Source organism: Aggregatilinea sp. (assembly GCF_036822615.1).
Taxonomy (GTDB): Bacteria; Chloroflexota; Anaerolineae; order Aggregatilineales; family Aggregatilineaceae; genus Aggregatilinea.
In genome coordinates this window covers 1-25,847 of sequence record NZ_DAISHJ010000003.1, presented here as the reverse complement: position 1 = coordinate 25,847, position 25,847 = coordinate 1, and the positions used below count along the sequence as shown (strand labels likewise).

22 protein-coding genes and 1 pseudogene are annotated in these 25,847 nt (G+C 62.8%); 19 read left to right on the top strand and 4 right to left on the bottom strand.

The genetic code is table 11. The features are described from left to right. A partial coding sequence (locus V7116_RS02040; RefSeq protein ID WP_324389902.1) for a hypothetical protein occupies nucleotides 1-515 on the top strand: 515 nt, incomplete at its 5' end. Between the two features lie 91 nt (nucleotides 516-606). Here the strand turns inward: V7116_RS02040 and V7116_RS02035 are convergent. Then, nucleotides 607-1,338, bottom strand: coding sequence for a metallophosphoesterase family protein (locus tag V7116_RS02035; RefSeq protein ID WP_324389900.1), 732 nt, complete (start codon nucleotides 1,336-1,338; stop codon nucleotides 607-609). Between the two features lie 254 nt (nucleotides 1,339-1,592). Between V7116_RS02035 and tsaE the strand changes: the two genes are divergently transcribed. The 15 genes from tsaE to V7116_RS01960 all read left to right on the top strand — a co-directional run bounded on the left by tsaE (nucleotide 1,593) and on the right by V7116_RS01960 (nucleotide 17,201). Beyond that, nucleotides 1,593-2,090, top strand: coding sequence for a tRNA (adenosine(37)-N6)-threonylcarbamoyltransferase complex ATPase subunit type 1 TsaE (tsaE, locus tag V7116_RS02030; protein WP_324389898.1), 498 nt, complete (start codon nucleotides 1,593-1,595; stop codon nucleotides 2,088-2,090). Between the two features lie 63 nt (nucleotides 2,091-2,153). Next, on the top strand, nucleotides 2,154-2,822 hold the full coding sequence (gene tsaB, locus V7116_RS02025) for a tRNA (adenosine(37)-N6)-threonylcarbamoyltransferase complex dimerization subunit type 1 TsaB (RefSeq protein ID WP_324389896.1): 669 nt from the start codon (nucleotides 2,154-2,156) through the stop codon (nucleotides 2,820-2,822). Beyond that, a complete protein-coding gene (rimI, locus tag V7116_RS02020; protein ID WP_324389894.1) occupies nucleotides 2,819-3,439 on the top strand; it encodes a ribosomal protein S18-alanine N-acetyltransferase in 621 nt (206 codons plus the stop codon). Before tsaB ends, rimI begins: the two co-directional genes overlap by 4 nt. 16 nt (nucleotides 3,440-3,455) lie before the next feature. After that, complete coding sequence (locus tag V7116_RS02015) at nucleotides 3,456-4,118, top strand: uracil-DNA glycosylase (RefSeq protein WP_324389892.1); 663 nt, start codon at nucleotides 3,456-3,458, stop codon at nucleotides 4,116-4,118. A 162-nt stretch (nucleotides 4,119-4,280) separates the two neighbouring features. Then, nucleotides 4,281-5,291 carry an MraY family glycosyltransferase gene (locus V7116_RS02010; RefSeq protein ID WP_324389891.1) on the top strand — a complete coding sequence of 337 codons (1,011 nt, stop codon included), beginning with the start codon at nucleotides 4,281-4,283 and terminating at the stop codon, nucleotides 5,289-5,291. Between the two features lie 35 nt (nucleotides 5,292-5,326). Next, nucleotides 5,327-6,280: an SDR family oxidoreductase gene (locus tag V7116_RS02005; RefSeq protein WP_324389888.1), complete on the top strand. Its 954-nt coding sequence runs from the start codon at nucleotides 5,327-5,329 to the stop codon at nucleotides 6,278-6,280. 12 nt (nucleotides 6,281-6,292) lie between these two features. Continuing rightward, a complete protein-coding gene (locus tag V7116_RS02000) occupies nucleotides 6,293-7,426 on the top strand; it encodes a glycosyltransferase (RefSeq protein ID WP_324389886.1) in 1,134 nt (377 codons plus the stop codon). Next, on the top strand, nucleotides 7,426-9,330 hold the full coding sequence (asnB, locus tag V7116_RS01995) for an asparagine synthase (glutamine-hydrolyzing) (RefSeq protein WP_324389884.1): 1,905 nt from the start codon (nucleotides 7,426-7,428) through the stop codon (nucleotides 9,328-9,330). Before V7116_RS02000 ends, asnB begins: the two co-directional genes overlap by 1 nt. Continuing rightward, nucleotides 9,327-10,514: a glycosyltransferase family 4 protein gene (locus V7116_RS01990; RefSeq protein ID WP_324389882.1), complete on the top strand. Its 1,188-nt coding sequence runs from the start codon at nucleotides 9,327-9,329 to the stop codon at nucleotides 10,512-10,514. The genes asnB and V7116_RS01990 overlap by 4 nt, the downstream gene beginning before the upstream one ends. After that, on the top strand, nucleotides 10,511-12,925 hold the full coding sequence (locus V7116_RS01985) for a hypothetical protein (protein ID WP_324389880.1): 2,415 nt from the start codon (nucleotides 10,511-10,513) through the stop codon (nucleotides 12,923-12,925). The genes V7116_RS01990 and V7116_RS01985 overlap by 4 nt, the downstream gene beginning before the upstream one ends. Before the next feature lie 101 nt (nucleotides 12,926-13,026). Next, nucleotides 13,027-14,082 (top strand): M42 family metallopeptidase, encoded by a 1,056-nt coding sequence (locus V7116_RS01980; protein ID WP_324389878.1) that lies wholly within the window; start codon nucleotides 13,027-13,029, stop codon nucleotides 14,080-14,082. A gap of 18 nt (nucleotides 14,083-14,100) precedes the next feature. Next, nucleotides 14,101-14,886, top strand: a complete 786-nt coding sequence (locus tag V7116_RS01975; protein WP_324389876.1) for an HAD family hydrolase — start codon at nucleotides 14,101-14,103, stop codon at nucleotides 14,884-14,886. 5 nt (nucleotides 14,887-14,891) lie between these two features. Beyond that, nucleotides 14,892-15,602 carry a DsbA family protein gene (locus V7116_RS01970; protein WP_324389874.1) on the top strand — a complete coding sequence of 237 codons (711 nt, stop codon included), beginning with the start codon at nucleotides 14,892-14,894 and terminating at the stop codon, nucleotides 15,600-15,602. Nucleotides 15,603-15,621: 19 nt separating this feature from the next. After that, entirely contained in the window at nucleotides 15,622-16,713 is a 1,092-nt protein-coding gene (locus tag V7116_RS01965; protein WP_324389872.1) for a dipeptidase, read from the top strand. 5 nt (nucleotides 16,714-16,718) lie between these two features. Then, the gene (locus V7116_RS01960) at nucleotides 16,719-17,201 is read left to right on the top strand and encodes a hypothetical protein (protein ID WP_324389870.1); all 483 of its coding nucleotides are present in this window, start codon (nucleotides 16,719-16,721) and stop codon (nucleotides 17,199-17,201) included. Between the two features lie 88 nt (nucleotides 17,202-17,289). Here V7116_RS01960 and V7116_RS01955 read toward each other — a convergent pair whose 3' ends face one another. Beyond that, nucleotides 17,290-18,183 (bottom strand): M50 family metallopeptidase, encoded by an 894-nt coding sequence (locus tag V7116_RS01955; RefSeq protein WP_324389868.1) that lies wholly within the window; start codon nucleotides 18,181-18,183, stop codon nucleotides 17,290-17,292. 64 nt (nucleotides 18,184-18,247) lie between these two features. On the opposite strand from V7116_RS01955, the gene V7116_RS01950 reads away from it, so the two are divergent. From V7116_RS01950 to V7116_RS01940, 3 genes are all read left to right on the top strand, one after another. Continuing rightward, nucleotides 18,248-19,159, top strand: coding sequence for a TIM barrel protein (locus tag V7116_RS01950; protein WP_324389866.1), 912 nt, complete (start codon nucleotides 18,248-18,250; stop codon nucleotides 19,157-19,159). 96 nt (nucleotides 19,160-19,255) lie between these two features. Further along, nucleotides 19,256-20,890 (top strand): SUMF1/EgtB/PvdO family nonheme iron enzyme, encoded by a 1,635-nt coding sequence (locus V7116_RS01945; protein ID WP_324389864.1) that lies wholly within the window; start codon nucleotides 19,256-19,258, stop codon nucleotides 20,888-20,890. Nucleotides 20,891-21,180: 290 nt separating this feature from the next. After that, nucleotides 21,181-24,075 carry a bifunctional transaldolase/phosoglucose isomerase gene (locus V7116_RS01940; RefSeq protein ID WP_324389862.1) on the top strand — a complete coding sequence of 965 codons (2,895 nt, stop codon included), beginning with the start codon at nucleotides 21,181-21,183 and terminating at the stop codon, nucleotides 24,073-24,075. 52 nt (nucleotides 24,076-24,127) lie between these two features. On the opposite strand, the gene V7116_RS01935 is transcribed toward V7116_RS01940, so the two are convergent. Beyond that, nucleotides 24,128-25,579 carry a hypothetical protein gene (locus V7116_RS01935; RefSeq protein WP_324389860.1) on the bottom strand — a complete coding sequence of 484 codons (1,452 nt, stop codon included), beginning with the start codon at nucleotides 25,577-25,579 and terminating at the stop codon, nucleotides 24,128-24,130. A 21-nt stretch (nucleotides 25,580-25,600) separates the two neighbouring features. Next, a pseudogene (locus V7116_RS01930) lies at nucleotides 25,601-25,847 on the bottom strand (hypothetical protein); the annotation flags it as partial.

Below are 25,847 nucleotides of genomic sequence, written 5' to 3'. Positions count from 1 at the left end.
TGGGCGGGCAGCCGGAACAGCTCATCGAAAACGCGCTGGAGATCGGCGATTTGCCGCGTTTGACGTTGGGCGGGCTGCTGCTGCGGCTCTACCGCCTGCGCCGGGTGGATGGGCTGCTCGATCCCGAGCAGGAAACCCAGGTGCAGGACGCGGCCATCAACTTTGATGCGGCGCGCGCGGAATGGTCCGTGCACTATAAGTCCAAGCTGGCTGTCGAGCTGAAGTCGAGGTTGGATGCGCTGGACCGCTATCTGCACGATTGCGGCGAGCAAGCTCAGGGCTGTGCGGCAGATTATCCGGTTCAGGCTGAAAAGCGCACCATGATCCAGCACCTTTACGACGAGCTGGCCCAGGAAAGCGAAGTGCCCGACGATCTGGAAGCGCGTATGAAGCAGGTGGATAACCGGCTGCGGCGTATGCTCAGCGGCGACGACTTCGTATTCGATGCACGGCTGAAAAGCGCGTATCCGCCTGACCAGTATTGGTGGCTATACGGGCGTATTGGCGGTCGCTAACGGCGGCGTCAGGCAGAGGTTCAAAATGAAGGGGCGCATCGCTGAACGATACGCCCCTTTTTTGTGCGGTGAAGTTATTGCGGCGTGCGGTTTACCACCCGTGCTCAAGCCGCGTGATCAGGCGCTCGGGCATATCCAGACGGCGCATTTTTTCCTGTGTCGCGCCGATGGGGTAGGGCACGCGGCGGTGCTCGAAAACGGCGTCCTGCATGGACAGAATGCCATAGGCTGCGTCGCTGTTCGAGTCGCGCGGCTGGCCCACGCTGCCGGGATTAATGATCAGCCGGTGGCCGTTGAGCGATCGCCCTTCGCGGTAGACGGGCTGGATCGCATCCGTATCGCCGCGATCGTCCGCCAGTTGGAACAGGATCGGCGTGTGCGTGTGCCCCACGAAGCAGTACGGCGTCTCGAAGTGGGGGAAGTTCAGCGCCGCGATCAGCGGATCGAGAATATATTCCCAGACGGGTTCGCGCGGGCTGCCGTGCGCCAGCGTATAGTTGCCCAGCACGAACGTTGTGGGCAGCGCCGCGAGATAAGCGGTGTTTTCAGGCGTGAGAGTATCGCGGGTCCACTGTACGGCGCGGCGCGCATCGGCGTTAAAGGTGCGGATATCCAGCCGGCCCAAAGCGGCCCAGTCATGATTTCCCGCGAGGCACAGGTGCGGCAGCGTGCGCAGCAGCTCGCAGCATTCGTTCGGATCGGGCCCGTAGCCCACGACATCGCCTAAACACCATACATAGTCCCAGTCGCCCTTAGCGTCGGCCAGGACGGACTCAAAAGCTGCTAAATTGGCATGTATATCGGAAATAACGAGAATCCGCATCGTTTGGTCCTTCAACGCCTGAAGTGAATGGCCGCAATGATAGCATGAATTATCGAGAGCGGCGAATGCAAAACTGAATTTAAGCCTTATACTAACGAGCTTGCACGGCGCTGTTGTTTCCCCCCTGGCAGGGAGTATAATCTCAAGACCGGGGACCGCTTTTTTAAGCTCCTGAACCGCTTCAAATTTCCGACTGTGATGGCGCTGTTTGCAGCGGCGCTCTACCGTGGTCTTATCCAGAAAGAGGCATCCGTTTGTCCGTTTCAGCACCGATTCTGCTTGAGATCACAACCCAAAGCGTCGAAGATACTGAAGCCATCGGAGCCGCGCTGGGCGCGCGGTTGGGGCAGGGCGGCGTGATCTGCCTTGAGGGTGATTTGGGCGCGGGGAAAACGGCATTTGTGCGCGGCGTGGGCCGGGGATGGGGCGCGTTGGAGCGTGTGACCAGCCCCACGTTTACCCTGGTTCACGAGCACCGGCGCACGCAGGATGATCAGGTCCTGTTTCACGTCGATTGTTATCGCCTTGAGCGCCTGTCGGATGCATGGTCGCTGGGGCTGGATGAGATGCTGCACGGCACGGATAACGTCGTGCTGGAATGGCCGGAGCGCGTGATCGATCTGCTGCCCGAAGAACGTCTGTGGATCGCCTTCGACATCGTGAGCGAGTCGAGCCGGGTTCTGCGGGTGAGTGCTTCCGGCGCGCAGTATGCGGCGCTGGTAGAGGCGCTGCGTGACGGCGCGGCAGACTGATGCGGTGCGCGGGCAGGAAAGAGAGTCGAGGGGGCTGAATTGTCCAGCGAGAAGGAAGCAGGCGTGTTACTGGCGATAGATACGTCGAGCCAGGTTATGAGCCTGGCGCTGCATGATGGGCGGCAGATCGTCTATGAAGCGACTTGGCGCACGCGCAACAATCACACTACCGAACTTACCCCAACTATCGAGACTGCACTGGAGCAGGCTGCAATCAAGGCGTCCGGTCTGGCTGCCGTCGCTGTTGCGCAGGGCCCCGGTTCGTTTACCGGTTTGCGGATCGGTCTGGGCGTCGCCAAGGGACTGGCCGAAGCGCAGCAGCTCCCGCTGATCGCGATCCCGTCGCTCGATATCGTGGCCGCTGCTGTTCCGGCCTTCAACGGCCCGTTGGTTGCCGTACTTCAGGCCGGGCGGGGACGCGTGTGCGCGCAGCGCTACCGCTGGGCGCGAGATGTCTGGGTCGCGGATGGAGACGCGTCTATCACGACCTGGTTGGCGCTGGTCGAATCCGTCGAGCAGGAGACGATCTTCGCGGGCGAAATTGACGAGGCGGGGTACGGGCTGCTCAATGAAACGGGCCGTCCTGCGCGGTGTGTGCCGGGCGCGTTTTCGCTCCGCCGCGCCGGTTTTCTGGCCGAGCTGGCCTGGGCACGTTTTGCGGCAGGGGATATGGACGATCCGGCGACGGTCACGCCGATTTATTTGAACCAACCGGGGGAGCCTCGCTCATGAGCAGCGTCGCCTATACCCTGCGCCACATGCGCGTGGAGGATATCCCACAGGTCGTGGACATCGACCGCGCCTCGTTTTCATCGCCCTGGCCGCAGCGTACTTATGAATTTGAGATTACAAATCGTGACGCGTCACATTTTTGCGTGATCGAAGTCGCCGATCATCTCGACAAGCCGCGTATGGTCCGCTCGCTGTTTCAGCGATTCTGGACCCCTAAGTCAGTCCCGCTGATCGCCGGGTATGGCGGCTGCTGGCTGATCGCGGGCGAGGCGCATATCAGCACCATCGCCGTGCACCCGGAATATCGCGGCCAGGGTCTGGGCGAGCTACTGCTGTCGGGGATGCTCAAGCGCTCGCTGAACCTCAGGGGCCAGTACTCCGTGCTGGAAGTACGCGTCAGCAACCTGTCGGCGCAGCAGTTGTATCGCAAGTACGAGTACGAAGTCGTCGGTCGCCGCCGGGGCTATTACCGCGACGACGGCGAGGACGCGCTGCTGATGGAAGCGCGCCCCCTGGACAACGGCTACGGCGAGCGGCTCGATGATCGAGTGAAGAAACTGCATCAGCGCGTGTCGTTCGCGGATCAATTTACAGCGGTCGAGTCAACTGTAGAATAAATAAAAGGAGTTCATGATGGCCGACATCCTGAGCGTGGAGGAGCGTCGCCTGGCCCTGGATGCGATTGCGGATGAGATCAAGGTCTGCACGTTGTGCCCCCTGCATACCTCTCGCACCCACGCGGTTCCTGGCGCGGGGCGGGTGGATGCGGAGATCATGTTCATCGGCGAAGGGCCCGGCTACCACGAAGATCAGCAGGGGCTTCCGTTCGTCGGCGCGTCCGGCCAATATTTGAACGAGCTGCTGCACATGATCGGCCTCAAGCGCGAGGACGTGTTCATCACGAACGTCGTGAAGTGCCGCCCACCCAATAACCGCGATCCGCTGCCCAACGAGCTGGACACCTGCATCCCGACTTACTTGCAGCGCCAGGTGGAAGTCATCCAGCCCAAGCTGATCGCCACGCTGGGCCGGTTTAGTATGGCGCTGTTTTTCCCTGGCGGGCGTATCACGAAGATTCACGGGCAGCCCCGGCGCGGCAATGGGCGCATCTACTATCCCCTGTTCCATCCGGCGGCAGTGCTGCGCAACCCGAACCTGCGCCCGGTCATGGAGGAAGACTTTCGGCGTATGATGGCGCTGGCGCAGGAAGTTGCCGCGCAGCAGTCGGCGGCGCAGTCGTCTTCCGACCCGGACGATGAGCCACCGCCCACCCCACGCCAGCTTTCTTTATTCTGATCGGGGATAGTCGATTTCTGGAGCATAGGTTATGCTAAGCGCCGGGTTTGATCCCGGCGCTGGTTTGTCCCGCGTTGGCGTGGTGCGCTATACTCCCTCGCCAGTCCAGCCGGGCGCGGCGGCGAAAAGACCGCACGGTACATATAGAAGGCTCTAATGTCTATGACCGATTATTTCCCCGTCATGATCGCAGGCTTCGCGGCGGTGGTTGGCATCACGCCGATCACGCGGCGGCTGGCGTTTCGTTATGGCGTGCTGGATCAACCCAGCAGCCGCAAAGTGCACCAGACGCCCACGCCGCTCATGGGCGGTCTGGCGATTTATGCCGCATTGGTGCTCGCGCTGTTGTTTTTCAGCCCGCCGTTTTATATTGTCGAGTTCGGCGCGATCATGGCCGGGGCGACGTGGCTGGTGCTGCTGGGCTTCGTGGACGACCGCAACGGCATGCAGCCCTGGGTCAAAATGGCGGGGCAAGTGGCCGCCGGGATTGTGCTTGTGCTGGCGGGCATTCAGATTCGCGCCTTCGACAGCGACATCCTGAACATCGGGCTGACTCTGTTCTGGATCGTGGGCATCACCAACGCCATGAACTTTCAGGACAATATGGACGGCCTCGCGGCGGGCATCACGGCGATTGCGTCCGCGTTCTTTTTTGTAATGGCCGCGCGTGAAGATCTGACGCTGGTTAGCAGCCTCGCGGCGGCGCTGGCGGGGGCCTCGGTCGGTTTTCTGATTTACAACTTCAACCCGGCTTCGACCTTTATGGGCGACATGGGCAGCATGGTGCTCGGCTTTTTACTGGCCGTGCTGGCGATCAAGCTCGACTTCCATGCGACCCTCGATCGCCAGCCGGTGACGTCCGCCGTGCCGATCGTCGTGCTGGGTTTTCCGATCTTCGACATGATGCTGGTGGTGTTTACGCGGTTGCGCGAGAGGCGTTCCCCGATGCAGGGCGGCAAAGATCACACCTCGCACCGGCTGGTGACGCTTGGCATCAGCCAGCGCACCGCTGTGCTCGTCCTGTACGGGGTGTGTATCGTGTTTGGGTATATCGCTGTGCAGCTTTCTCAGGCGACGGTGCGTGAGGGGACACGTATCGGCATTGCGCTGGTGCTGACGCTGGCCGTAGCCTTCATCTTCCTCGAATGGACGTATATCCGCAGCAAACGTTAGCAGCGCAGCGGATCGAGCGGAAACCGGAGTGATTCATGCAGACTGACGCGAAAACGTATCTGGTGACGGGTGGGGCAGGGTTCATTGGCTCGCACGTGGTGGAAGCCCTGATCAAAGCGGGCAATCGCGTGAAAGTCGTCGATAACTTCTCGACCGGCAAGCGCAACAATCTTGACGGCGTGCGCGACCGCGTCGAGCTGTTGGAATTCAGCATCACCGACCGCGATAAGCTCAACGAGGCGATGCAGGGCGTCGATTATGTGTTCCACATCGCGGCGCTGGCCTCTGTCCCGCGCTCCGTAGATGATCCGATCGGCAGCAACGATAACAACGTCACCGGCACGCTGAATGTGCTGCTCGCCGCGCGCGACGCAGGCGTGAAGCGTGTGGTCTATTCGGGATCATCGTCGGCCTACGGCGATTCGGATGTGGAGTACAAGACCGAAGACCTGCTCCCGCGCCCGCTTTCACCCTATGCCGTGGCGAAGCTCGCCGCCGAGCATTACTGCCAGGCATTCAGCAACGTCTACGGGCTGGAAACAGTCACCGTGCGCTACTTCAACGTCTTCGGCCCGCGTCAGGATCCGCTCTCGACCTACGCCGCCGTGATCCCCAAGTTCATCACCTTGATGCTGAAGGGTGAATCGCCCCGGATCGAGGGCGATGGCTTGCAGTCGCGCGACTTCACCTATATCGACAACGTGGTACACGGCAATCTGCTGGCCTGCCATACGCCCGGCGTCAGCGGTGAGACGTTTAACATCGCCGTGGGCGGCAATATCAACCTGCTGAATATGGTGTCCGAGCTGAACCGCCTGATGGGCACGCAGATCGAGCCGGAATTTGTCGCGCCGCGTCCCGGTGACGTGAAGCACTCGCGCGCTGCCATCGACAAGGCGGGGCGTATGCTCGGCTATGAGCCGGTGGTGTCGTTTGAGGATGGATTGGCGCGTACCCTGGCGTGGTACAAGACCGCCATGCCCGTATAAGCTCTGCTTCGCATGCCTGCCAACCGTATCGTTCATCTCTCCAAGATGACCGGCGTGTCCGGGTCCGAAGGACATCTGCTTGTGCTGCTGCGCGGTTTGCGCCAGCGCGGATTGGATGTCCGTTTATGGATCCTGGTCGAGCCGGATAAGCCCCTGGATGCCTACGCCGCCGAGCTTGAGGCGGCTGGCGTGCCGGTCGAGCAGATCCCGATTCGCCGCGACCTCGACCCGGCGCTGTGGCGCGATCTGGTCGCGCGGCTGCGTGCCGTTCAGCCGGACGCGGTGCATACGCACCTGTTCCACGCGGACCTGTACGGGACGTTTGCGGCGCGCCGCGTGGGTGTGCCCTATGTGGTGAGTTCCTGCCACAACGACGACAAGTTCCGCCGCCGGACCCCGATTCGCCTGCTGCTGCGCGCGCTGTGGCGGCGCACGGACGCCGGGATCGCCATTTCGGATGCGATCCGGCGCTTTTCGATCGAGGTCGAGGGCGCGCGCCCGGACCAGATCCGCACGATTCATTACGGCCTGGATCCGGCGAGCATCGACGCGCCCGCCGGAATGCGCACGGAACTGAGCGATCAGATCGGTGCGCCGCCCGATGCGCTGTTGGTCGGATCGGTCTGCCGCCTGATCGAACAGAAGGGCCTGATCGACGGCCTGCGCGGGTTTGCGCAGGTCGCGCGCGATGTGCCCGAGGCGCATTACGTGCTGGCGGGTGACGGCCCGTTGCGCGGTGCGCTGGAAGCCGAAGCGATTCAGTTGGGCGTGGCCGATCGCGTGCACTTCCTCGGCTGGCGCGATGATGCTCGTGCGGTGATGAGTGCGCTCGATTTGCTGCTAGCTCCGTCGCTGTGGGAAGGGTTTGGGCTGGTGTTTCTGGAAGCGATGGCGCTGGGCGTGCCGATCTTGAGTACGTGCGTCAGCGCCATCCCTGAAGTGGTGATCGACGGTGAAACGGGCTGGCTCGTGCCACCGCACGATGCAGACTCGGTCGCGGGCGCGCTGCGCGAGGCACTCGAACATCCACCGCTGCTGATGGCGCGCGGACGTGCCGGGCGGGCGCGCCTGGAGGCGCAGTTCACCGTTGAGCGCATGGTCGATCAGACGGTTGAGGTTTATCGCGACCTGGGAGCGCAGGGCTGATGTGCGGACTGTGCGGCATCCTCAACCGCGACGGCGCGCCGGTCCCACATGACGTGCTGGCAGCGATGAACGCGCTGCTGGTGCACCGTGGACCGGACCAGGGGCGCGAGATCGTCGAGGGCGTCTGCGGGTTGGCGAACCGTCGTCTGGCGATCCTGGACCTGTCGCCCAGCGGCGCGCTGCCGATGTGCAGCAGTGACGGCGCAAGCGCGGCGGGCATCACGATGGCCTATAACGGCGAGGTCTACAACTTCCCCGATCTGCGCCGCACGCTTGAAGCCCAGGGCGAAACCTTCCATTCGACCTCAGACGCCGAAGCGGTGATTGCGCTCTACCGGCGGCACGGACTCGACTTTCTGGCTCATCTGCGCGGCATGTTCGCGCTGGCCCTGTGGGATGCGCCCAACCAGACGCTCGTGCTGGCGCGCGACCGCCTCGGCAAAAAACCGCTGTATTATTACCTGGACGATCACCGTCTGGTATTCGCGTCGGAGATCAAGGCGCTGCTGGCTCATCCCGATGTGCCGCGCACGCCCGCGCGAGCGACGCTGCCGCTGCTGCTGGCGTATGGCTACTTGCCCGCGCCGCAGACGGCGTTTGAAGGCATCCGTATGCTGCCACCCGGCCATGCGCTCGTTGTGCGCGACGGGACCGTAACCGAATCGGCCTATTGGACGCCGCCGCACGCCGCCAGCAGCGATCCTGCCGCGCGCGCCGAGGATTGGCTCGATGCGGTGCGCGACAAGCTCGACGAGGCCGTGCGTATTCGCCTGTTGAGCGACGTGCCGCTGGGCGCGTTCCTCAGCGGTGGGCTGGACAGCAGCCTGATCGTCGCGCTGATGGCGCGGCATATGTCCGAGCCGGTGAAGACGTTTGCCATCGGCTTTACGGGCGAATCGTCGTTTGACGAGACGGCTTACGCGCGCCGTGTGGCCGATCTGCTCGGCACGGATCACCACGAATTCATCGTCGAGCCGGATGCGATCGATCTGCTGCCGTTCCTGGTCTGGCATCATGACCAGCCGTTCGCGGATTCCTCGGCCATTCCGACCTATCTCGTCAGCAAACATACGCGCGATCACGTTACGGTGGCGCTGACCGGCGACGGCGGCGACGAGCTGTTCGCGGGTTACGAGCGTTTTTACGCCGCGACCCTGGCCGTGCGCTACCGGCGTTTGCCGGGTGTCGTGCGCGGGAGCGTAGCGGCGGCGGTGGGCCTGCTGCCGGAGGCGACCTCATATCGCGGCGTGTCGCAGCGCGCGCGGCGCTTCGTGAACGGTGCAGCCCTGCCGCCCGCGCTGGCCTATTTTGACTGGGTGCGCCTGTTCGATGACGCGCTGTTGGCCGATGTGCTGGCGGGGCAGGGCGATGTCGATCCCGGCGCGGATTTCGCGTCCCACTTCGATCCGCACGATCCGCGCGACTTCACCGCGCAGCTTTTGGACGTGAATCTGACGACCTATTTGCCCGACGATCTCCTGATCAAAACCGACCGGTCCAGCATGGCCGCCTCGCTGGAGGCGCGCGCGCCGTTCCTCGATCACGAGCTGCTCGAACTGGTGGCGCGCATTCCGGTCAACCTCAAGCTGCGCGGCAGCACGACGAAGTATCTGCTCAAAGAAGCGGCGCGCGGCCTGCTGCCCGACGACATCATCGACCGCCAGAAGCACGGTTTCGGCGTGCCGGTGGGTCGCTGGTTCCGCGAGGATCTGCGCGACTATGCCCGCGAGATTCTGCTCGATTCGCGTGCGGATCGCGGCTACTTCCGTCCGGATGCCGTGAGCACTCTGCTGGACGAGCACGCGAGCGGCCAGCGTAACCACGGCCAGCGCATCTGGCTGCTGCTCACCCTTGAGTGGTGGCATCGCCTGTTCATCGATCCCCCCGTACTGAGTGCGCCATGAGCCAATCGTTACCCTCCCGTCCCCTTCGCGTGATGCGCATTATCGCCCGTCTGAACATCGGCGGACCCGCCGTGCATGTGATCCTGCTCACCGAGCGCCTGGGGTTGCCCACCTTCGACTCGATGCTGGTTTGTGGACAGATCGGCCCCCAGGAAGGTGACATGGCCTATCTGGCCCAGCAGCACGGCGTTGAGCCAGTATACGTGGCGGAGTTGGGCCGCGAACTGTCGCCCCTGCGCGACCTGCGCACGCTGTTCAAGCTCTGGCGGCTGATGCGCCAGTTCAAACCGGACGTGGTGCATACCCATACCGCGAAAGCAGGTTTCGTTGGGCGGTTGGCGGCGTGGTTGGCGCGTGTGCCTGTGCGCGTGCACACCTTCCACGGCCACGTGTTTCGCGGCTATTTCGGCCCGCAGAAAACGCGTTTGTTCCTGATCCTCGAACGGTGGACCGCGCGCATTACCGACAAGCTGATCACCATTAGCCCGATGCTCAAGGACGAGTTGGTCAACGAGTTCCACATCGCTCCGGCAGGCAAATTCACTATCGTGCCTCTCGGCCTGGATCTCGCGCCGTTCGCCGCCGCGCCGCGCCACGCCGGGACGTTCCGCGCAGCGTTTGGCATCCCAGCGGATGCGCCGCTGGTCGGCATCGTGGGACGGCTGGTCCCGATCAAGAATCACGAGCTGTTCCTGGCGATGGCCGCGCAGATTCACATAGATCAGCCGGATGTGCGCTTCGCCATTGTCGGTGATGGCGAGCTGCGCGCGGATCTGGAAGCACGTGTCGAGGCGCTCGGTTTGCGCGATGCGGTGATCTTCACCGGCTGGCAGCACGATCTGCGTGCGATCTACAGCGACATGGACGTGCTGGTGATTTCGTCGTTGAACGAGGGCACGCCCGTCTCAGTGATCGAAGCGTTGGCTGCCGGCATTCCGGTCGTGGCGACAGCAGTGGGCGGCATCCCCGACCTGCTGCGTCACGGGCAGTACGGGCGGCTCGCCCCGGTGGATGATCCTGATGCGCTGGCAGACGCCGTGCGTGCGGCTCTTGCAGATGACACGCCGCACGAGGATCTTCAGCAGGCCGTGTTGGCGCAGTATGGCATTCAGCGGTTGGCGGACGATCTCGCTGCGCTCTACCGCGATTTGCTGGCGGCCAAGCATGGAGGGCTGGACCGGTGAACGACGCCGCCCTGCCAAACCCACGCCGCCGTGCCGCGATGGTGCTGTGCCTGATCGCGCTGTTGATCGGGGTGTATTTCATTACCTATAACGGCTACGCCATCAGCCGCGACGAGTGGTTCCTGTTCGACGCGACCGAGAGCTACGCGCGTCGCGGTGATTTCCGCCTGAGTTATGAATACGATCTGGCGCGGCCCCTGTCGCTGGAAAGTTTCCCTCCCGCCCCTGCTGGGACGGAACCGTTACAACCTGCGCTGGCGTCGGTCTTGTTCCGCGCCGCATCCCTCATGCCCGATATCGGGCTGGCGCATGCCGTCTGGCTGTTCAATATCTTCGTGACGGCTCTGACAGCGGCGGTTGTGTACGCCTACGGGCTGGCGCTCGGTTACCGGGCGCGCGTGGCGGTGATCGTTGCCGCGCTGTACGGTTTATGCACGATTGCGTGGCCCTACAGCCTGACCTTCTTCCGCGAGCCGCTGTTCACGCTGCTCGGTCTGACCAGCGCGCTGCTGGTTGTGCGGCTCCGGCAGCGTCTGGCGTCACGGCAGCGCCCTTTTTTGCCGCTGATCGCGCTCGCCGTGACACTCACCGGGGCGCTGCTTTCCAAAGAGGCGATGCTGTTCCTGGTTCCGGTGCTGGTGCTTGAGGCGCTGCCCTCCCGTTTGGGGCGGGTGCATATCAGCCGCCAGGTGATCCTGGTCCTGATTGGCGTGGCGGTGTTGGGTGTGGTGCTGGCGCTGGTCGTGCTGAACGCGGATACGCTGCTGGGCGTCAGCCAGCGCTACGACATTGTGAACCGGCTGCGGCAGGCCCGGCGAAACCTTCAGTTTGGTTGGATTGGCGTCAAGAGTTACCTCTTTGCACCCAGCTACAGCGTATGGATCTTTTCGCCGGTTCTCGTACTTGGCTTCTTTGGCTGGCCCCGCCTGATCCGTGAGCAGCGAGCACGCCAGATTGTCGTGCCTCTGGTGATGCTGGTCGTGTTCATGGTGGGCTATGCCCTGGGCCGTGGAGAATATTGGAACGGCGGGATCGGGTGGGGCGCGCGCTATCTCGTCCCGGTGACGCCGTTCCTGGCGCTCTGGCTGCTGCCTGTCGTGGAGTCGCTGCTGGAGCATGGCGCGGTGCGTTGGGCGAGGGTGGGAACAGTTCTGGTCGCACTCCTCAGCGCGTCGATCCAGGTGCTGGCGGCAGTGATCCCGCTGGGTAAGTATTACGCCACGTTGAACGCGCAGACGCCGCCCGTGGTCAACTGGCGCGAGCAGTTGTGGAGCTTCCGCTGGTCACCGATTGGCGTCAGCCTGGATCTGCTGGGCGAGCAAAAAGCGGACGTGGCGTGGCGCTACGCAACCAACGAGCACGCGTGGTATCTGCCGCTGTTCAGTGCGCTGTTGGTCGCGCTGGCGCTAGGCGCGGCGGGCTGGTGGCTGCGATCGCGGGCGGGAAGCTGGCGCGGTGTCGCGCTGACCGGGATCGCGCTGGCCGGTGTGATGGTCTTCACGCTGGGCGCGGGCCTCTACGTCATCCGGCTCGATCCGCGCTATTACGGCGACTTCGCCCCCACGCGCGATCTGCTGGCGCAGTTGGAGCAAAATTTGCATGCGGGCGACGTGGTGCTGCTCAACACGGACGAGTACACCGAGTTCTTCATGAACTACTACCGCGACGATGGCGTGCCGGTCTACACGCTGCCGCTGTCTCCTGGGGAACGGCCCAGCCCTGAGCAGCCGCCGGAAGTGACTTCCAACTATGCCGACGCGTTGGTGCTGCCTTCCACGACCATTTCACTGGCCTACTTCGCGGAGCATTACGACCGCGTCTGGCTGGTGATGGAAACCAGTTCCTTCATCCCGTGGTCCACGCGCCCGGTCGAACATTACATGGCGCGCCACTATTTCCCGCTGGGCGAGATCAAGGCGACGGATACGGCCCGCGCGGTGGCGTTCAGCACGGTTTCCGCTCCGCCGCAGGTCGCGTGGGCGTGGCCAGATGAGGTGGAGGCGCTGCGCTTTGGCGAAGCGATCACGCTTGTCGGTAGTGACTTGCCGAGCGGGACGATCTACTACGGCGGGGAGACGCTGCCCGTGTCGCTGTTGTGGGGCACGGATGCGCCTCTGGACCGCGACTACACCGTGGCGCTCTATGTCGTTTCGGCGGATGGTGCATTGATTGCTCAGCAAGATGCCGCGCCCGATTACGGTTTTACGCCTACGACGGCGTGGCAGCCGGGAATGTATTACCGTGATAATCACGCGGTCCAGCTTCCCGCCGATCTGCCACCCGGCACGTATGAAGTCTGGGCTGCGATCTACTGGTGGCAGGAGCCGGGTGCGCGATTGGATGTGACGACCGGAGACGGGACGGCGGTCGGCGATCATGCCGTCATCGCCACGGTGACCGTGCCAGACTGATGCGCCTCACCGCGTGAGGTTCGTGCACGGGTGGCCCGCGCGCTATACTCTCCGCTTGAGACTTTGCAGGCTGTATGCTCCTCGTAATTTGAGAGTGATCTATGTCCGAGTTGCAGTTCGATACCGGTGAGATGGTGCGCTTCCTGGTGCGCCTGCTCAATACGCCCAGCCCGACAGGATGGAGCGACGACGCGATGGCCGTCGTCGAAGATGCCTTCCGGGCCCTGAATATCGAAGATTTGCGGTTGGAGCGCACCCCGAAAGGCGCGCTTATCATCACCTGGCCGGGCGTGAGCGCGGATGCGCCGCGCGGCCTGACCGCTCATGCCGACACGCTTGGCCTGATGGTCAAGGAGATTAAGCCGAACGGTCGCTTGAAGCTGGTGATGATCGGCAATTACATGTGGAACGCGGTCGAGTTCGAAGGCGTGACTGTGCAGACCTTCGGCGGACGGCGCATTCGCGGCACGGTTGTGCCGGCCAAGGCCAGTACGCACATTTACGGCTTGGAAGCAGGCGAAGTGACGCGCAGCCAGGATACGATGGAGCTGCGCCTCGATGAACTGATATCGAACGCGGACGATGTGCGCGCTCTGGGTATCGAAGTCGGGGACTTCGTGTTTGTCGATCCGCGCACCGAAGTGGGCGAGGCGGGTTTTGTGCGCTCGCGCCACCTGGATAACAAGGCGGGCGTTGCGACGATCTACGGGGCGTTCCGCGCCTTGAAAGAAGCCGGATCGGTCCCCACACAGACGGTGACCGCCCTGATGGCCAACTATGAGGAAGTCGGTCACGGCGGCTCGTCGGGGTTCCCGGCGGATCTGCACGAGATGGTCACGGTCGATATGGCTGTGGTGGGCGACGGCCAGAACGCGGACGAGTTCAGCGTCGGACTGTGCGCCCGCGATACGGGGGGGGCATACCATCCGGTGCTGACGCGCAAGCTGCGGTTGCTGGCCGAGGAACATGCCATTGCCTACCGCATGGACGTGTACCTGCGTTATGGCTCGGATGGCGAAGCCTACTGGCGCTCGGGCGGATCGGCTCAGGTGGCTCTGATCGGTCCCGGCGTGGAGGCGTCGCATGCCTACGAGCGCACCCACCGCGACAGCCTCACTCACACGGCGCACTTGATCGCACGGTTTATGTTGAGCTGATCGAAGGAGCGAAGTTCGATGTCTTTACGTGGCGTGATCTTTGACATGGGTGGAACGCTGCTGCACTTCAACCCGGAGGGGACGTCCTGGGAGGAATCTGAAAAGATTGCGACCGGGGCGGTTTATAACTATCTCCGGACGTTGGAGTACACGCTGCTGCCGGAACAGGAAGCGTTGGATGCGGCCTGGGAGGTCACGCGTAACACGTGGGCGGGCATCGAGCACGCAGATGTCAAAAGTTTGAAGCTGGATATGGTCCTGGGCACCATTGCCCAGGGGTGGGGCGCCGCCGATCTGCCCGGAGACGTGTATCAGGACATGGCCGCGGCCTATATGAGCGCGATTCAGCCCCACGTCCGCCCGCTGGACGGCGTTTATGAGATGCTCGACGCTCTACGCGACGACGGAATGCGTCTGGCGTTGATTTCCAACACGTTCTGGCCCGGCAGCGTCCACGTGCAAGATCTGGAACGCTTCGGCCTCACACAGTATTTCGAGCGCCTGATTTTCTCCGCCGATGCGGAGGCGTGGAAGCCCAACAGCGACGTATTCCTGCAAGCCCTCGACGCGCTCGATCTCGCGCCGGATGAAGCCGCCTATGTGGGCGACAGCCTCTATTTCGACGTGTGGGGATCGAAGCAGGCAGGGCTGCGCGGCGTGTGGATCGAGCAGCCCGATCCCTGGCTACCTGAGGGGATTGAGGTCACACCCGACGCGACGATCCGCACCCTGCCGGAATTGCCCGCAATTGCGCGCGACTGGGCCGCTGTGCCCGACGCGCCGCAGGTCGGGAAGCGAGGGTAGCGCCGATGTCACATCAGCATGTAGACCGGCTGTTGGGCGAAAAACCGCCCCGGCCCCCGCGTGCCCGCCCGCATGTGCCCGCGTGGCTGGCGGCGCTGGGGATCGTTGCGCTGTTGGGCATCATCGGCGCGGTATACTACTTCGTCCGCCCGCTGGATGCACCCATTCCGTCGGACGCGGGGGCGCTCTACGCGGATTTGCAGCAGGACACCACGCCCGATGGTTATCCCATGTTAGGCAGCCCGGATGCGCCGGTGACTGTCGAAGTGTTTTCGAGCTTCGCCTGCCCGCACTGCCGCGAGTTCAGTGACGACTGGTTCCCGGTGATGCACGATGCGATTGCGGCGGGGCAGGTGCAGTTTATCTATATTCCCGTGTCACACATTGGTCCCGGCGCGGCGGAGGCGGCTTCGGCGGCGTTATGCGCAGGCGAACAGGGCCAGTTCTGGATCATGCACGATGTCCTGTTTGCGTGGCAGGATAAATTTCTGACCCAGGTGTTTGCGCAGCGGCGGTTGGAAAAGGGCGCTGAAGCGCTCGGCCTGGACATGGGCGCTTATCAGGAGTGCCTTGATTCCGGGCGTCCGCAAACGATTATTGATCGGGCCCAGGTGGCCTTCGATCAGCGCGGGCTGCGTGGCACACCCACGATTTTTGTCAACGGCGAGAAGATCGAAGATTACACGCAGCTAGAACATTTAGGGGAAGCGCAGTAGGCATGCAGTCGGGGGAAGCATGACCACCGATATTATTGTGGATGCGCATCAAGATATTGCATGGAATGCGTTCAATAACGGGCGCGATTTTAGAATGAGTGCGTGGGCCAAGCGCCGCCGCGAGACCGACCCGACCTTTTTGAAGCGTTACGGGCGCGCGATGGTGGGCCTGCCGGAAGTCCTGCTGGGCCGGGTGGCGATCATCGGCGCGACGCTGTTCGTCTCGCCCGCCTGGACCAAGGTGTACCCCGACGAGAAGCTCTTGTACTCGACGCCGGACGACGCCTATTCTCTGGCCTCCCGCCAACTGGATTACTACCAGCGTCTTGCTGACGAAATCCCGCAGATCGATCTCGTGCGCACGCAGGCCGACCTGGACGCGGTTCTGGCGACCTGGGCGGAGGGCACGGATCTGGGCGATCACCGTGTTGGACTGGTGATGCTGATGGAAGGCGCGGACCCGATCCTTGAACCGGCCCAGTTAGAGGAATGGTACGCGCGCGGTCTGCGCGTGGTGGGTCCGGCCTGGACTGCGACACGTTACAGCGGCGGCACGCAGGCGGTCGGCCCGCTGACCGATCTGGGCCGCGAGCTGCTTGAGGTGATGGAAAGCTACGGCATGGTGCTCGACCTGTCGCACATGGCCCCCGAAGCCGCGCGCGAGTCCCTGGAACGGTACGGCGGGCCGCTGTTCGCCGGGCACGCGAACCCGCTGCGTTTCTCCAAAGACCGCGTGGACCGCAACCTGTCCGACGACGTGATCCGGGGCATTGCGGAGCACGATGGCGCGGTGGGTATTATGCCTTATAACCTGTTCCTGAAAGAAGGGTGGGCGCCCGGCGATCGCAAGAGCTTGGTGACGATGGAAGACATTCTGGCGGCGATCGATCACGTCTGCCAGGTGACCGGCTCCGCGCGCCATGTGGGCATTGGCAGCGACTTCGACGGCGGGTTCGGTGCTGCATCGACGCCGCTCGAATTCGAGACGGTGGCCGACCTGTGGGAAATCCGGCGGGCGCTCCAGCAGCGCGGTTATGGGCCGGAGGACGTCACCGCGATTTTGGGCGGCAACATGCTGCGCGTGCTGCGCGCCGGGCTGCCGGAGAAGTAGGGCCGATGGAACGACACGTTGAGGTCAGTATCACGGTCGGGGCGCTGGGCGTCATCATTACGCTGATGGGCCTTTTTCCGGGCATTGCCGGGCTGGAAGTTACGCCGGGCATCGGTGTCTTGCAGGTACTGGTGATCCTCCTGGGATTCAGCCTGATGTGCATCGCGGCCTACGTGTTCGCGCGGCAGGCGTTTTTTGCCGGACTGCCCACGACGCTGGGCCAGGACATCGGCGTGCGCCTGACGCTGACCGGTCTGCTGTTTGCGGCGGCGGCGGGGCTGGCGGACGTGCTCGGTTTCGGCAGTCACATGCCCACCGCGACGACGCGCCCGCTACTGGGAACGTGGCAGGCCATCGCGTTTATCGGCGGCTTCCTGATCGCCTCGTCGGGCATCGTGCTTTACACGTTGATGGGGCCGTCCCGCTCGGATGATGACGACTCGGACGACAACAATTCGCCCAGACCGCCTGATAGTCTCGGGCGCTGATTTCTACCGTGACCCATCCCGAGCGCGTGTCTGCGATGCCTACGATCTACTTGCCAAGTGGGCTGGGTGAAGCCGCTTTGCGCCCTCGCTAACCGGCTGCCAGCTTCCGCCGGGGCCGGATGAACACGAGGTAGATCGCGCCACCGAAGATCACAACGTCGAGCACGATCCACAGAACGGCCCATAGCCAGATCCAGCCCCCATAGGCCGCTTCCATGATCGCGGCGTCGTTCAACGGCATCATGCTGCGTGGCATCGATACGATCCGCAGCAGCACCCAGCCATCCGTGACGGCTTGCAAGCCGGTCAGAAACGCCAGGAAGTTCAGTGCGACCAGCGCCATGTCTCGGCTGGCGCGCGTGCCAATGATGACCAGCACCAGCGCGCTGGCGATCCCAACCAGAGTGGTCAGCCAGTTTTCCCAGCTCGCAAACGCCACCAGCATCACCCCGCCGAACAGGATGATCCCCACGCCCGCATACCGGCCTTTATTGGTCTGCCGGGTTAGAATGAGGTAAAACCCGCTTAGGATGATGACGCTTGTGAGGATCGTCTCGGACGCATTGACACCCTTCAGCCCGATGCCCGAATAGAGCAGGGTAAGCACGCCGATGATCAGGCCCAGGACGACGGCAACCACGCCGGGGCGCCGCACGCGGTTGGCGGCGTACAGCAAAATAGCCCCGAACAGCGCCGTGCCGACATACCCGGCCTGGATGATCACGAAGCGTGAGCCGCCGTCGGTATAGGCGAGGCCCGCGCCATATTTTGTCACCTCGAAGTGCAAAAACGAGCCGCCGGTGAGCACGGCGGCCAGCCCGTGCGAAAGCTCGTGAATCATCGTCACGAACAGTCGCAGCGGGTACGTGAGAATCGAAAGACCCTGAATTTGCCACAGCACCACTGCGATGCCGAAGGCTACGAACGCCAGCAGCGCGTCGCGTTGGGGTGAGGTGGAATGAGCGGGTTGGGACGTCGTCATTTACGACCTTTCTCGGTTGAGACGAACAAACGAAATCCTATCTGGATGGAAAGGATGACGCTTTATGGCTCAAGCAGAACCCGATGCACTGCGCTTTGGCACGGTAGGCAGCCCGCAAACGACGCCCAAGTCTGGCACGAATGCGGCGATTGAGCACATCCGTGTGTTGGGCCTTGATCACCTGGAAATCGCCTGGGTGCAAAGTGTGCGCGTTTCGGATGAAACGTGCGTGTCGATCTGCGATGCGGGCCGGCAGCAGGCCGTGTCATTGAGCATACACGCTCCGTATTATATCAACCTCAACAGCCAAACGGCGGAGTTGATGCGAAAAAGTGACGAACGGCTGCTGGCTGCAGCGCGTAAAGGGTTTTTGGCTGGCGCGCGCGACATCACCTTTCATCCCGGATCTTATCACGGTCAGCCTCCTGAACAGGTTTACGAGCGCGCGCGCGAAAAGTTGTTGGAGATCCGCGCCATCCTCGACGAAGAAGGCGTCGACGTGACGCTCCGGCCCGAGACGATGGGCAAGTCCGCTATGTTTGGCTCGCTCGATGAAGTCATTCAGCTCAGCCGCGATGTGCCGGGTGTGCTGCCTTGCATCGATTTTGCCCATCTGCACGCCCGCACCGGCAACGGCGCGCTGAACAGCTACGAGGAGTTCACTGCCATCTTCGACGTTATCGATAAGGGGCTGGGCCGCCGCGCGCTGGATCATTTTCACGCTCACATGTCGGGCATCGCCTACACAGCCAAGGGCGAAAGCCACCACCTGCCGCTGAACGAGACCCAGTACCGTTACCGGGATTTACTTCAGGCGTTCATTGATTATAATGTTCACGGCTCCGTCGCGGTGGAGGCCCCGATGCCCTTCCATGTGGCGGATGCGCTGACGCTTCAGGCGACCTATCGCCGGTTGTTGGAGAAGCAGCAGGGCGGCGAAGATACGCATGATGAGGCGAGCGCCGAGGAATCGTAGGTAAAGCGTTTGGTGGCGATGGGTGGGGACGGTATAGTAGAAGGCTGTCTGTGGCCGGTGTGAGTCGGCCCGGATCGTGAGGAGAAGGAGTGGTGTATGAGCGACTATAACAGCTTGCGCCGTCGCACAGGTGACTCAAGCTGGCAGTGGTTGGTAATGGGTATGATCCTGGGGCTGGGTGCGGCTCTGGTGGTATGTGTTGGCGGTTACGCGCTGGGCGCGCTGACGTTCCCGGTCCTGGAAGCGGATACGGCGACGCCGCGCATTGAGGTTCAACCGAACCAGACGGACGTTGCCATGCAGGCGACAACGACCCAGGCTGCGCTGGAAGCGACTGACCTGACCGGCGATCAAGCTGCGATGACCGAGCAGCCGATGGGCGCCCAGGAGTTGCCCACAAATACGCCGCTGGTTCTGCCGTCAGAGACGCCCGCCGAGGCGACGCCGCTGCCGACTGGCAACGACAATGCTGCGGAGCCCACGACGCAGGCAGAGCCGACGACTGCGCCTGAAGTCGCTGCCGCTCCGACGCAAGGCGAACAGCAGCCTGCCGAACAGCAAAGCGATCAGTCGAACCCGACCCCGCTGCCGAACGTGACGACCGAAGGGGAGTCGCTTGCGGCGGAGATTCAAGCGAATGCCAACAGCGCCGGACTTGAAGGGACGCCCGTCGTTGGGACGCCGCCGTCTGGCACGGCGACTCAGACCGTGACCTTCACCAACCGCCCCGCAGTTCCCGCTGAGCTTCAAGCGATTCAGTCTGCGCGCGTGACCATCGCGGGCGGCACGTTCCAGATGGGCACGACCGCTGAAGAAGGTCTGGCCGCGGTGGACGAATGCACCGTTTACGAAGCGACCAACTGCACGGCGGACATGGTGCAGGACTCGGTTCCGCCGCATTCGGTAACGGTCGATACGTTCGATATGGAAACGACCGAAGTCAGCCTCGCGCAGTATGTTGCCTTCCTCAACTACATGGGGCCGGGCAGCCACTCCGACGGCTGCTTGGGCCAGCCGTGCGCGCTGACGAAAGTCGATGAGCCGCTCAGCTACATCGCCTTCGACGGCACGACTTATTCGGTCGATCCGGCCCTGTACACGAACTACCCGGCGATCTGGGTGACGTGGTGGGGCGCGGAAGCCTACTGCGAAGCACTGAATGGCCGTCTGCCCACCGAAGCTGAGTGGGAGCGCGCCGCGCGCGGCGAAGCGGGTAACATTTACCCCTGGGGTTTCTCGTTCGACCTGACTTATGCCAACTCTAACCGCCCGCGGTCGGAGACGGATGGCCCCGAACCGGTCGATAGTTATACCTCTGGTCGCACGGCGACCGGTCTGTACAACATGGCGGGCAATGTGTCCGAGTGGGTCCAGGACTGGTACCAGGAAAACTACTACACGCAGTTGGCGTCGAATCCGTCCGCGTCGGTGAACCCGACCGGCCCCGCCACCGGGACCGAAAAGGTGATTCGCGGCGGGAGCTGGGACACGGTGCCGCTGTTCCTGCGCTCCGTGCACCGCCAGAGCTGGGTTCCCGGCGATCCGAAGGCGTTCATCGGCTTCCGCTGCGCCTTCGAGAATCCCAACGGTGCGGCCCCGGTCGCTCCTACCCAGCAGACGGGCGATACATCCAACAATAACGCGGCGGGCGGTGCGCCGACTCTGGCCCCTGCAGCAACCATTCGCCCCTCAGCGACCCCCGGTCCGACGGCGACTCTCGCCCCCGGATAAACCGGAATCGTACAAGCATTCAAAGGCCCCAAATTCGTTTGGGGCCTTTTGCTTTCGTTTGGTCGCTCATGCGCTATAATTCGAGCAGTGTCGTCCCAGGCAAATAGACTGTTTGGTAAAGAGCATCTTTTTTACAACTGGAAGGGCGTGGGGGCGTTCCAGTGCCGCCACGCACAACGCGAGCCGCGCTGTGTTGTCTGCCTCGTTGCCGAGCAAACGACCGCCCCATCGAGAACCGGGTTCGCGCTGCCCAGGCTGGTTATGTTATTTGTATTCCCAGGAGGCCTTTAATGGCGGAGAACCGGCTGATCGAAGTCCAGAGTTGCGGTCAAAGCATCTGGATGGATTTTATTGTGCGGAGCTTGATCTCCAGCGGCAAGCTTCAGCGCTTGGTGGATGATGGCATTGTCGGGATGACGTCTAACCCGACGATTTTTGCCAAGGCAATAGGCGACACGCAGGAATATGATGCGGCGGTAGCGGAACTGCTCGATCTGGATGCAGGCGAGATTTACGAGCGGCTGGCAATCGAGGATATTCGCGGCGCAGCCGATGTGCTGCGTTCCGTATACGAGCGCACCAACGGCGAAGATGGCTACATCAGCCTGGAAGTGTCGCCGCTGCTGGCGTACGACACTGAGGGCACGCTCAACGAGGCGAAGCGGCTGTTTGCCACGGTCGATCGCCCGAACGTCATGATCAAGATCCCCGGCACGGAGCAGGGGCTTCCCGCCATCGAGGAAGCGATCGCGGCAGGCATCAACGTCAATGTGACTCTGCTGTTTTCGGTCGAAAACTACATCGACGTGGCGCACGCCTACGTGCGCGGCCTGACGCGCCGTCTCGAAGCGGGCCAGGACGTGTCGAAGATCGCGTCTGTTGCCAGCTTCTTCCTCAGCCGGATTGACACGGTGGTCGATAACATCCTCGACAGCAACATCCGGTCGGGGCGCGCGCGCGGCGGCTTCGAGCATTCCCAGATCAACCGCGACCTGATGGGTAAGGCCGCCATCGCCAACGCCAAGATGGCCTACATGCACTTCCAGGAAATCTTTGAGGGCGAACAGTTCGCCCGCCTGCGCGACGCGGGTGCGCGTGTCCAGAGGCCTCTGTGGGCCAGCACCAGCACCAAGAACCCCGCGCTGCCCGATACCTATTACGTCGATAGCCTGATCGGTCCGCACACGGTCAACACGCTGCCGCCGGTCACGATCGAGGCGTTCAAGACACACGGTACGGTTGCGCGGACCGTGGACCAGGGACTTGACGAAGCGCGCGACGTGCTTCAGAAGCTGGCCGAAGTCGGCGTTCAGATGGACAAGGTGACGCAGCAGCTTCAGAGCGACGGTGTGGAATCGTTTGCCAACGACTTCCGACGGTTGATGGACGCGGTAGAAGCCAAGCGCCAGATCATGCTCACGGGCGTGCTGCAGCGCCAGGATGTTGCCATGGCGCAGCACGAGCCTGGACTGCGCGACACGCTGTCCCGCATCGAAAAAGACAAGATCCTCTCCTGCATCTGGACCAAAGATCCGTCCACCTGGAAGGAAGAATTCGGCCACCAGCAGGTGATTTCGGAGCGGCTGGGCTGGCTGGATGTGGTCAACGCGGATGAAGCCTTTTACGCGCCGCTGAACGCACTGCGCGAGGATGTCCGGCAGCGTAAGTATTCTCACTTGCTGCTCTTGGGCATGGGCGGCAGCAGTCTTGCCGCGGAAGTGATGCGCCAGACTTTCGGCGTGATCGAAGGTTTCCCTAACCTGATCGTGCTCGATACGACCGATCCACAGTCTATCCGCATGGCGACCGAAACTATCGACCTGGATAACACGCTGTTCATCGTGTCCACCAAGTCCGGCGGGACCATCGAGACGGTGTCGCTGTTCCGCTACTACTATGGCCTTGTTGAGCAGAAGCACGGCGCAAGCGCGGGTGAGCAGTTCTGCGCCATCACCGACCCCGGTTCGGAACTCGAAGCGCTGGCCCACGAAAAGGGCTTTAAGTACCTGTTCCTCAACCCGACCGATATCGGCGGACGCTACAGCGTCCTGAGCTACTTTGGGTTGGTCCCGGCAGCGGCGATGGGCCTGGACGTCGATCGTCTTCTGGAGAACGCGCGCCGCATGGCGACCGCTTGCGGCCCGATCATCCCCGCCAGCAGCAACCCCGCCGCGTGGCTGGGTGTCGTCATGGGCTACCTGACCGAGCAGGGCGTGGATAAATTCTGCATCGTCGCCTCGCCGGAAATCGACAGCTTTGGTCTGTGGGCCGAGCAGCTTGTCGCGGAAAGCACGGGCAAGGAAGGCCGGGGTGTGATCCCCGTCGCCAGCGTCGTGCCCGACGATCCGCGTAACTTTGACGACGATCAGTTCTTCGTCTATCTGCGCCTCGATGGTCCCGAGACGGAACTCGACAAGCAGGTGAACAACCTGAAGTTGGCCGGGATGCCGGTGATGACGCTGCACCTGTCTGACCCGTACGACCTGGGCGGTGAGTTCTTCCGTTGGGAGCTGGCGACCGCTGTCGCGGGTTACATGCTGCACATCAACCCGTTCGATCAGCCGAACGTGGCCGAGAGTAAAGAAAACACGAAGGTTTTGCTCGACTATCTGAAGGCCAACGGCGACCTGCCCAGTGATAAACCGATCGTGGAAGATGGCGGCTTGAAGCTCTACGCCGACGCCAAGACGGTTGCCATGCTGCGGCGCGTGGGCGAGCAGCGCGGCTTCGACTACGGCGACCTCGTGAACCTGCTTCTGGCGCACATCGGGCTGGCGCGTTCCGGTGATTACATTGCGATCATGGCCTATCTCGCGCCGACCGAGCGCCACCAGAAGCTGCTGGACGCGATCCGCGAGGAGCTACGCCACGCCACGACCCGCGCGGTCACGCTCGGTTATGGGCCGCGCTTCCTGCACTCGACCGGCCAGCTTCACAAGGGCGGCCCCAACAAGGGTGTGTTCATCCAGATCACGGTCGAGAACAACGAGGAAATCCCGATCCCCGGCGAGCCGTACGACTTCATGATGCTCAAACGCGCGCAGGCTCAGGGCGATTTGCAGGCGCTGCAGAACAAGGGTCGCCGCATGGTACGTTTCCACCTGCCCGAAGGGACCGTGTCCGCCGGGCTGGAGCGTGTCCTCGAAGCGATCCGCGAAGCAGCCGCACAGCGGCGCGGCTGGTAGGATTCTTCTGCTATACGTACGAAAAACCGGAGGCACACAGCCTCCGGTTTTTTTATGCGCGAGTGGGTGGTTTTTCGTCGTCAGGCGGTTCGTCACTGATAATGATCGGCGGCGGGACGTCATCGCTGATCACGATGGGCGGCGGCACGTAGCCCTGCTGTGCGGGCTGTGCCGGAGGCGGCTGGTACGCGCGCAGATCGGGTGGCGCGACGGGTGGCTGCTGCGGGTATGAAGGTGCGGGCGGCTGGAAGGGCGGCGGTGGCACATAGGGTGGGGCAGCGGGCACGTGAGCCGGTTCGTCCCCACGCACCACGTTGAAGTAAATCCACAGCGCTGCCGTCAGCGCGCCCAAAATTACGATCATTGCGCTGAGCACCTGTAAGTTGGTGTGTTCGAACGCTTCCAGGTATTCGCCGTTCGGATTCAGCAGCGAGTGCATGAACAGGAACAGCAAAGGCAGGAACGATCCGAACCATACCAGCGGGTTCCAGCGGAAAATCTCGCTGCCCATCGTCGCCGTCAGTGGGACCATCTCGAAGAATGCCGTCTCGATTGCAACCAGGAACAGCGACAGCCCGACCGCGAACGCCAGTTCCAGCAGCGGCCCGGCGATGTCCGCCTGCGCCCCTGTCAGGCTGCGATCGCCCATCGAGTTGACGAGCGCCGCCGTGGCCCAGCCCAGCGCGCCCAGCACCGTCATCACAAACAGTGTGGCAAACGCCATCAGCACTTCGTGAAACAGTGGCTCGTCTTCCAGATCGATGTCCACGCCGCCGGGCACGCCGAACACCACGCCCGGCGATAGGTGGAACACGCGCGAGAAGACGGTTGTCGCGGCGGCCAGGAACAGGTTCGCCGGATACAGCCCGAAGCGCGACGTGCGCCGCCAGAGCAGCGCGATCTGCCGCTGTGCGAAATCCCCCGCGAGGCTGATCAGCCCCACGCTGAGCGCCATGACCACGACGAGCTGCACGCCGTCCGCGCTCAACAGGTCGGTCCCATCTTCCAGTAGGGCGAAAATGATGCCATACAGCAGAAAGACGAGCGCGATCATGGGCAGCGTCAGACAGCCGCTGCGCACGCTGCGGGTTGCGCTCCAATCCATTGCGTTGAAAAAATTGCGCAGGCCGGGGATCGAGAACCAGCGCCGGAAAGTCGCTTCTTCCTCGCGGATAATATTGCCCAGGGTCGTGGTGATGATTCCAAATACGATCGCCAGCAGAATCGCTAACCCAACATTGGTGGCGATCACATCTTGATCGCGCGAAAGCTCGGAGGGCAGGGGCACCTCTTCGAGCAGTGGGCGGCGCTCGACCACCTGGCTGAGCGTCGTTTGTTGGCGCTGCGACTGGTCGTTGCTGCTGATAGCTTCGAACAGGCGATCCGTCCCCAGACTCCCGGTGGCGATCACGACGACGCTTGCCATCACGATCGTGCCGCCGCCAAGCAGCAAGATCGCCAGACCAAACAGTCGCCGGTACAGCTTAAAAGGGTTGAGAAACATAATGAGAGTGTCCCAAATGAGCTAGGGTAAAAGTACGGACGGCGTGGAGGTTGCCTGCGCGTTCGAGGGCGTTTCTGCGCGTGGCGTGATGGTCGGCGGCGGCGTCGCGGAACGGTCGGGATCGACGGTGGGAGTCGGTCCTGCGTCCAGAATCGCCTGTTTCGTGGCGGTCAGCATCATTTCCGCCGTGGCGCGATAGCTGGCGCTGCTGCCCGGTTCCGGCGTACTGTTGGTGTTCAACAGAAAGTAGGTGCCTGCCAGGGCACCC

Coding starts and splice junctions, on each gene's coding strand:
- V7116_RS02035 (WP_324389900.1), bottom strand. CDS start 1,338: ATGCGGATTCTCGTTATTTCCGATATACATGCCAATTTAGCAGCTTTT.
- rimI (WP_324389894.1), top strand. CDS start 2,819: ATGAGCAGCGTCGCCTATACCCTGCGCCACATGCGCGTGGAGGATATC.
- V7116_RS02015 (WP_324389892.1), top strand. CDS start 3,456: ATGGCCGACATCCTGAGCGTGGAGGAGCGTCGCCTGGCCCTGGATGCG.
- V7116_RS02010 (WP_324389891.1), top strand. CDS start 4,281: ATGACCGATTATTTCCCCGTCATGATCGCAGGCTTCGCGGCGGTGGTT.
- V7116_RS02005 (WP_324389888.1), top strand. CDS start 5,327: ATGCAGACTGACGCGAAAACGTATCTGGTGACGGGTGGGGCAGGGTTC.
- V7116_RS02000 (WP_324389886.1), top strand. CDS start 6,293: ATGCCTGCCAACCGTATCGTTCATCTCTCCAAGATGACCGGCGTGTCC.
- asnB (WP_324389884.1), top strand. CDS start 7,426: ATGTGCGGACTGTGCGGCATCCTCAACCGCGACGGCGCGCCGGTCCCA.
- V7116_RS01990 (WP_324389882.1), top strand. CDS start 9,327: ATGAGCCAATCGTTACCCTCCCGTCCCCTTCGCGTGATGCGCATTATC.
- V7116_RS01980 (WP_324389878.1), top strand. CDS start 13,027: ATGTCCGAGTTGCAGTTCGATACCGGTGAGATGGTGCGCTTCCTGGTG.
- V7116_RS01975 (WP_324389876.1), top strand. CDS start 14,101: ATGTCTTTACGTGGCGTGATCTTTGACATGGGTGGAACGCTGCTGCAC.
- V7116_RS01970 (WP_324389874.1), top strand. CDS start 14,892: ATGTCACATCAGCATGTAGACCGGCTGTTGGGCGAAAAACCGCCCCGG.
- V7116_RS01965 (WP_324389872.1), top strand. CDS start 15,622: ATGACCACCGATATTATTGTGGATGCGCATCAAGATATTGCATGGAAT.
- V7116_RS01960 (WP_324389870.1), top strand. CDS start 16,719: ATGGAACGACACGTTGAGGTCAGTATCACGGTCGGGGCGCTGGGCGTC.
- V7116_RS01955 (WP_324389868.1), bottom strand. CDS start 18,183: ATGACGACGTCCCAACCCGCTCATTCCACCTCACCCCAACGCGACGCG.
- V7116_RS01950 (WP_324389866.1), top strand. CDS start 18,248: ATGGCTCAAGCAGAACCCGATGCACTGCGCTTTGGCACGGTAGGCAGC.
- V7116_RS01945 (WP_324389864.1), top strand. CDS start 19,256: ATGAGCGACTATAACAGCTTGCGCCGTCGCACAGGTGACTCAAGCTGG.
- V7116_RS01940 (WP_324389862.1), top strand. CDS start 21,181: ATGGCGGAGAACCGGCTGATCGAAGTCCAGAGTTGCGGTCAAAGCATC.
- V7116_RS01935 (WP_324389860.1), bottom strand. CDS start 25,579: ATGTTTCTCAACCCTTTTAAGCTGTACCGGCGACTGTTTGGTCTGGCG.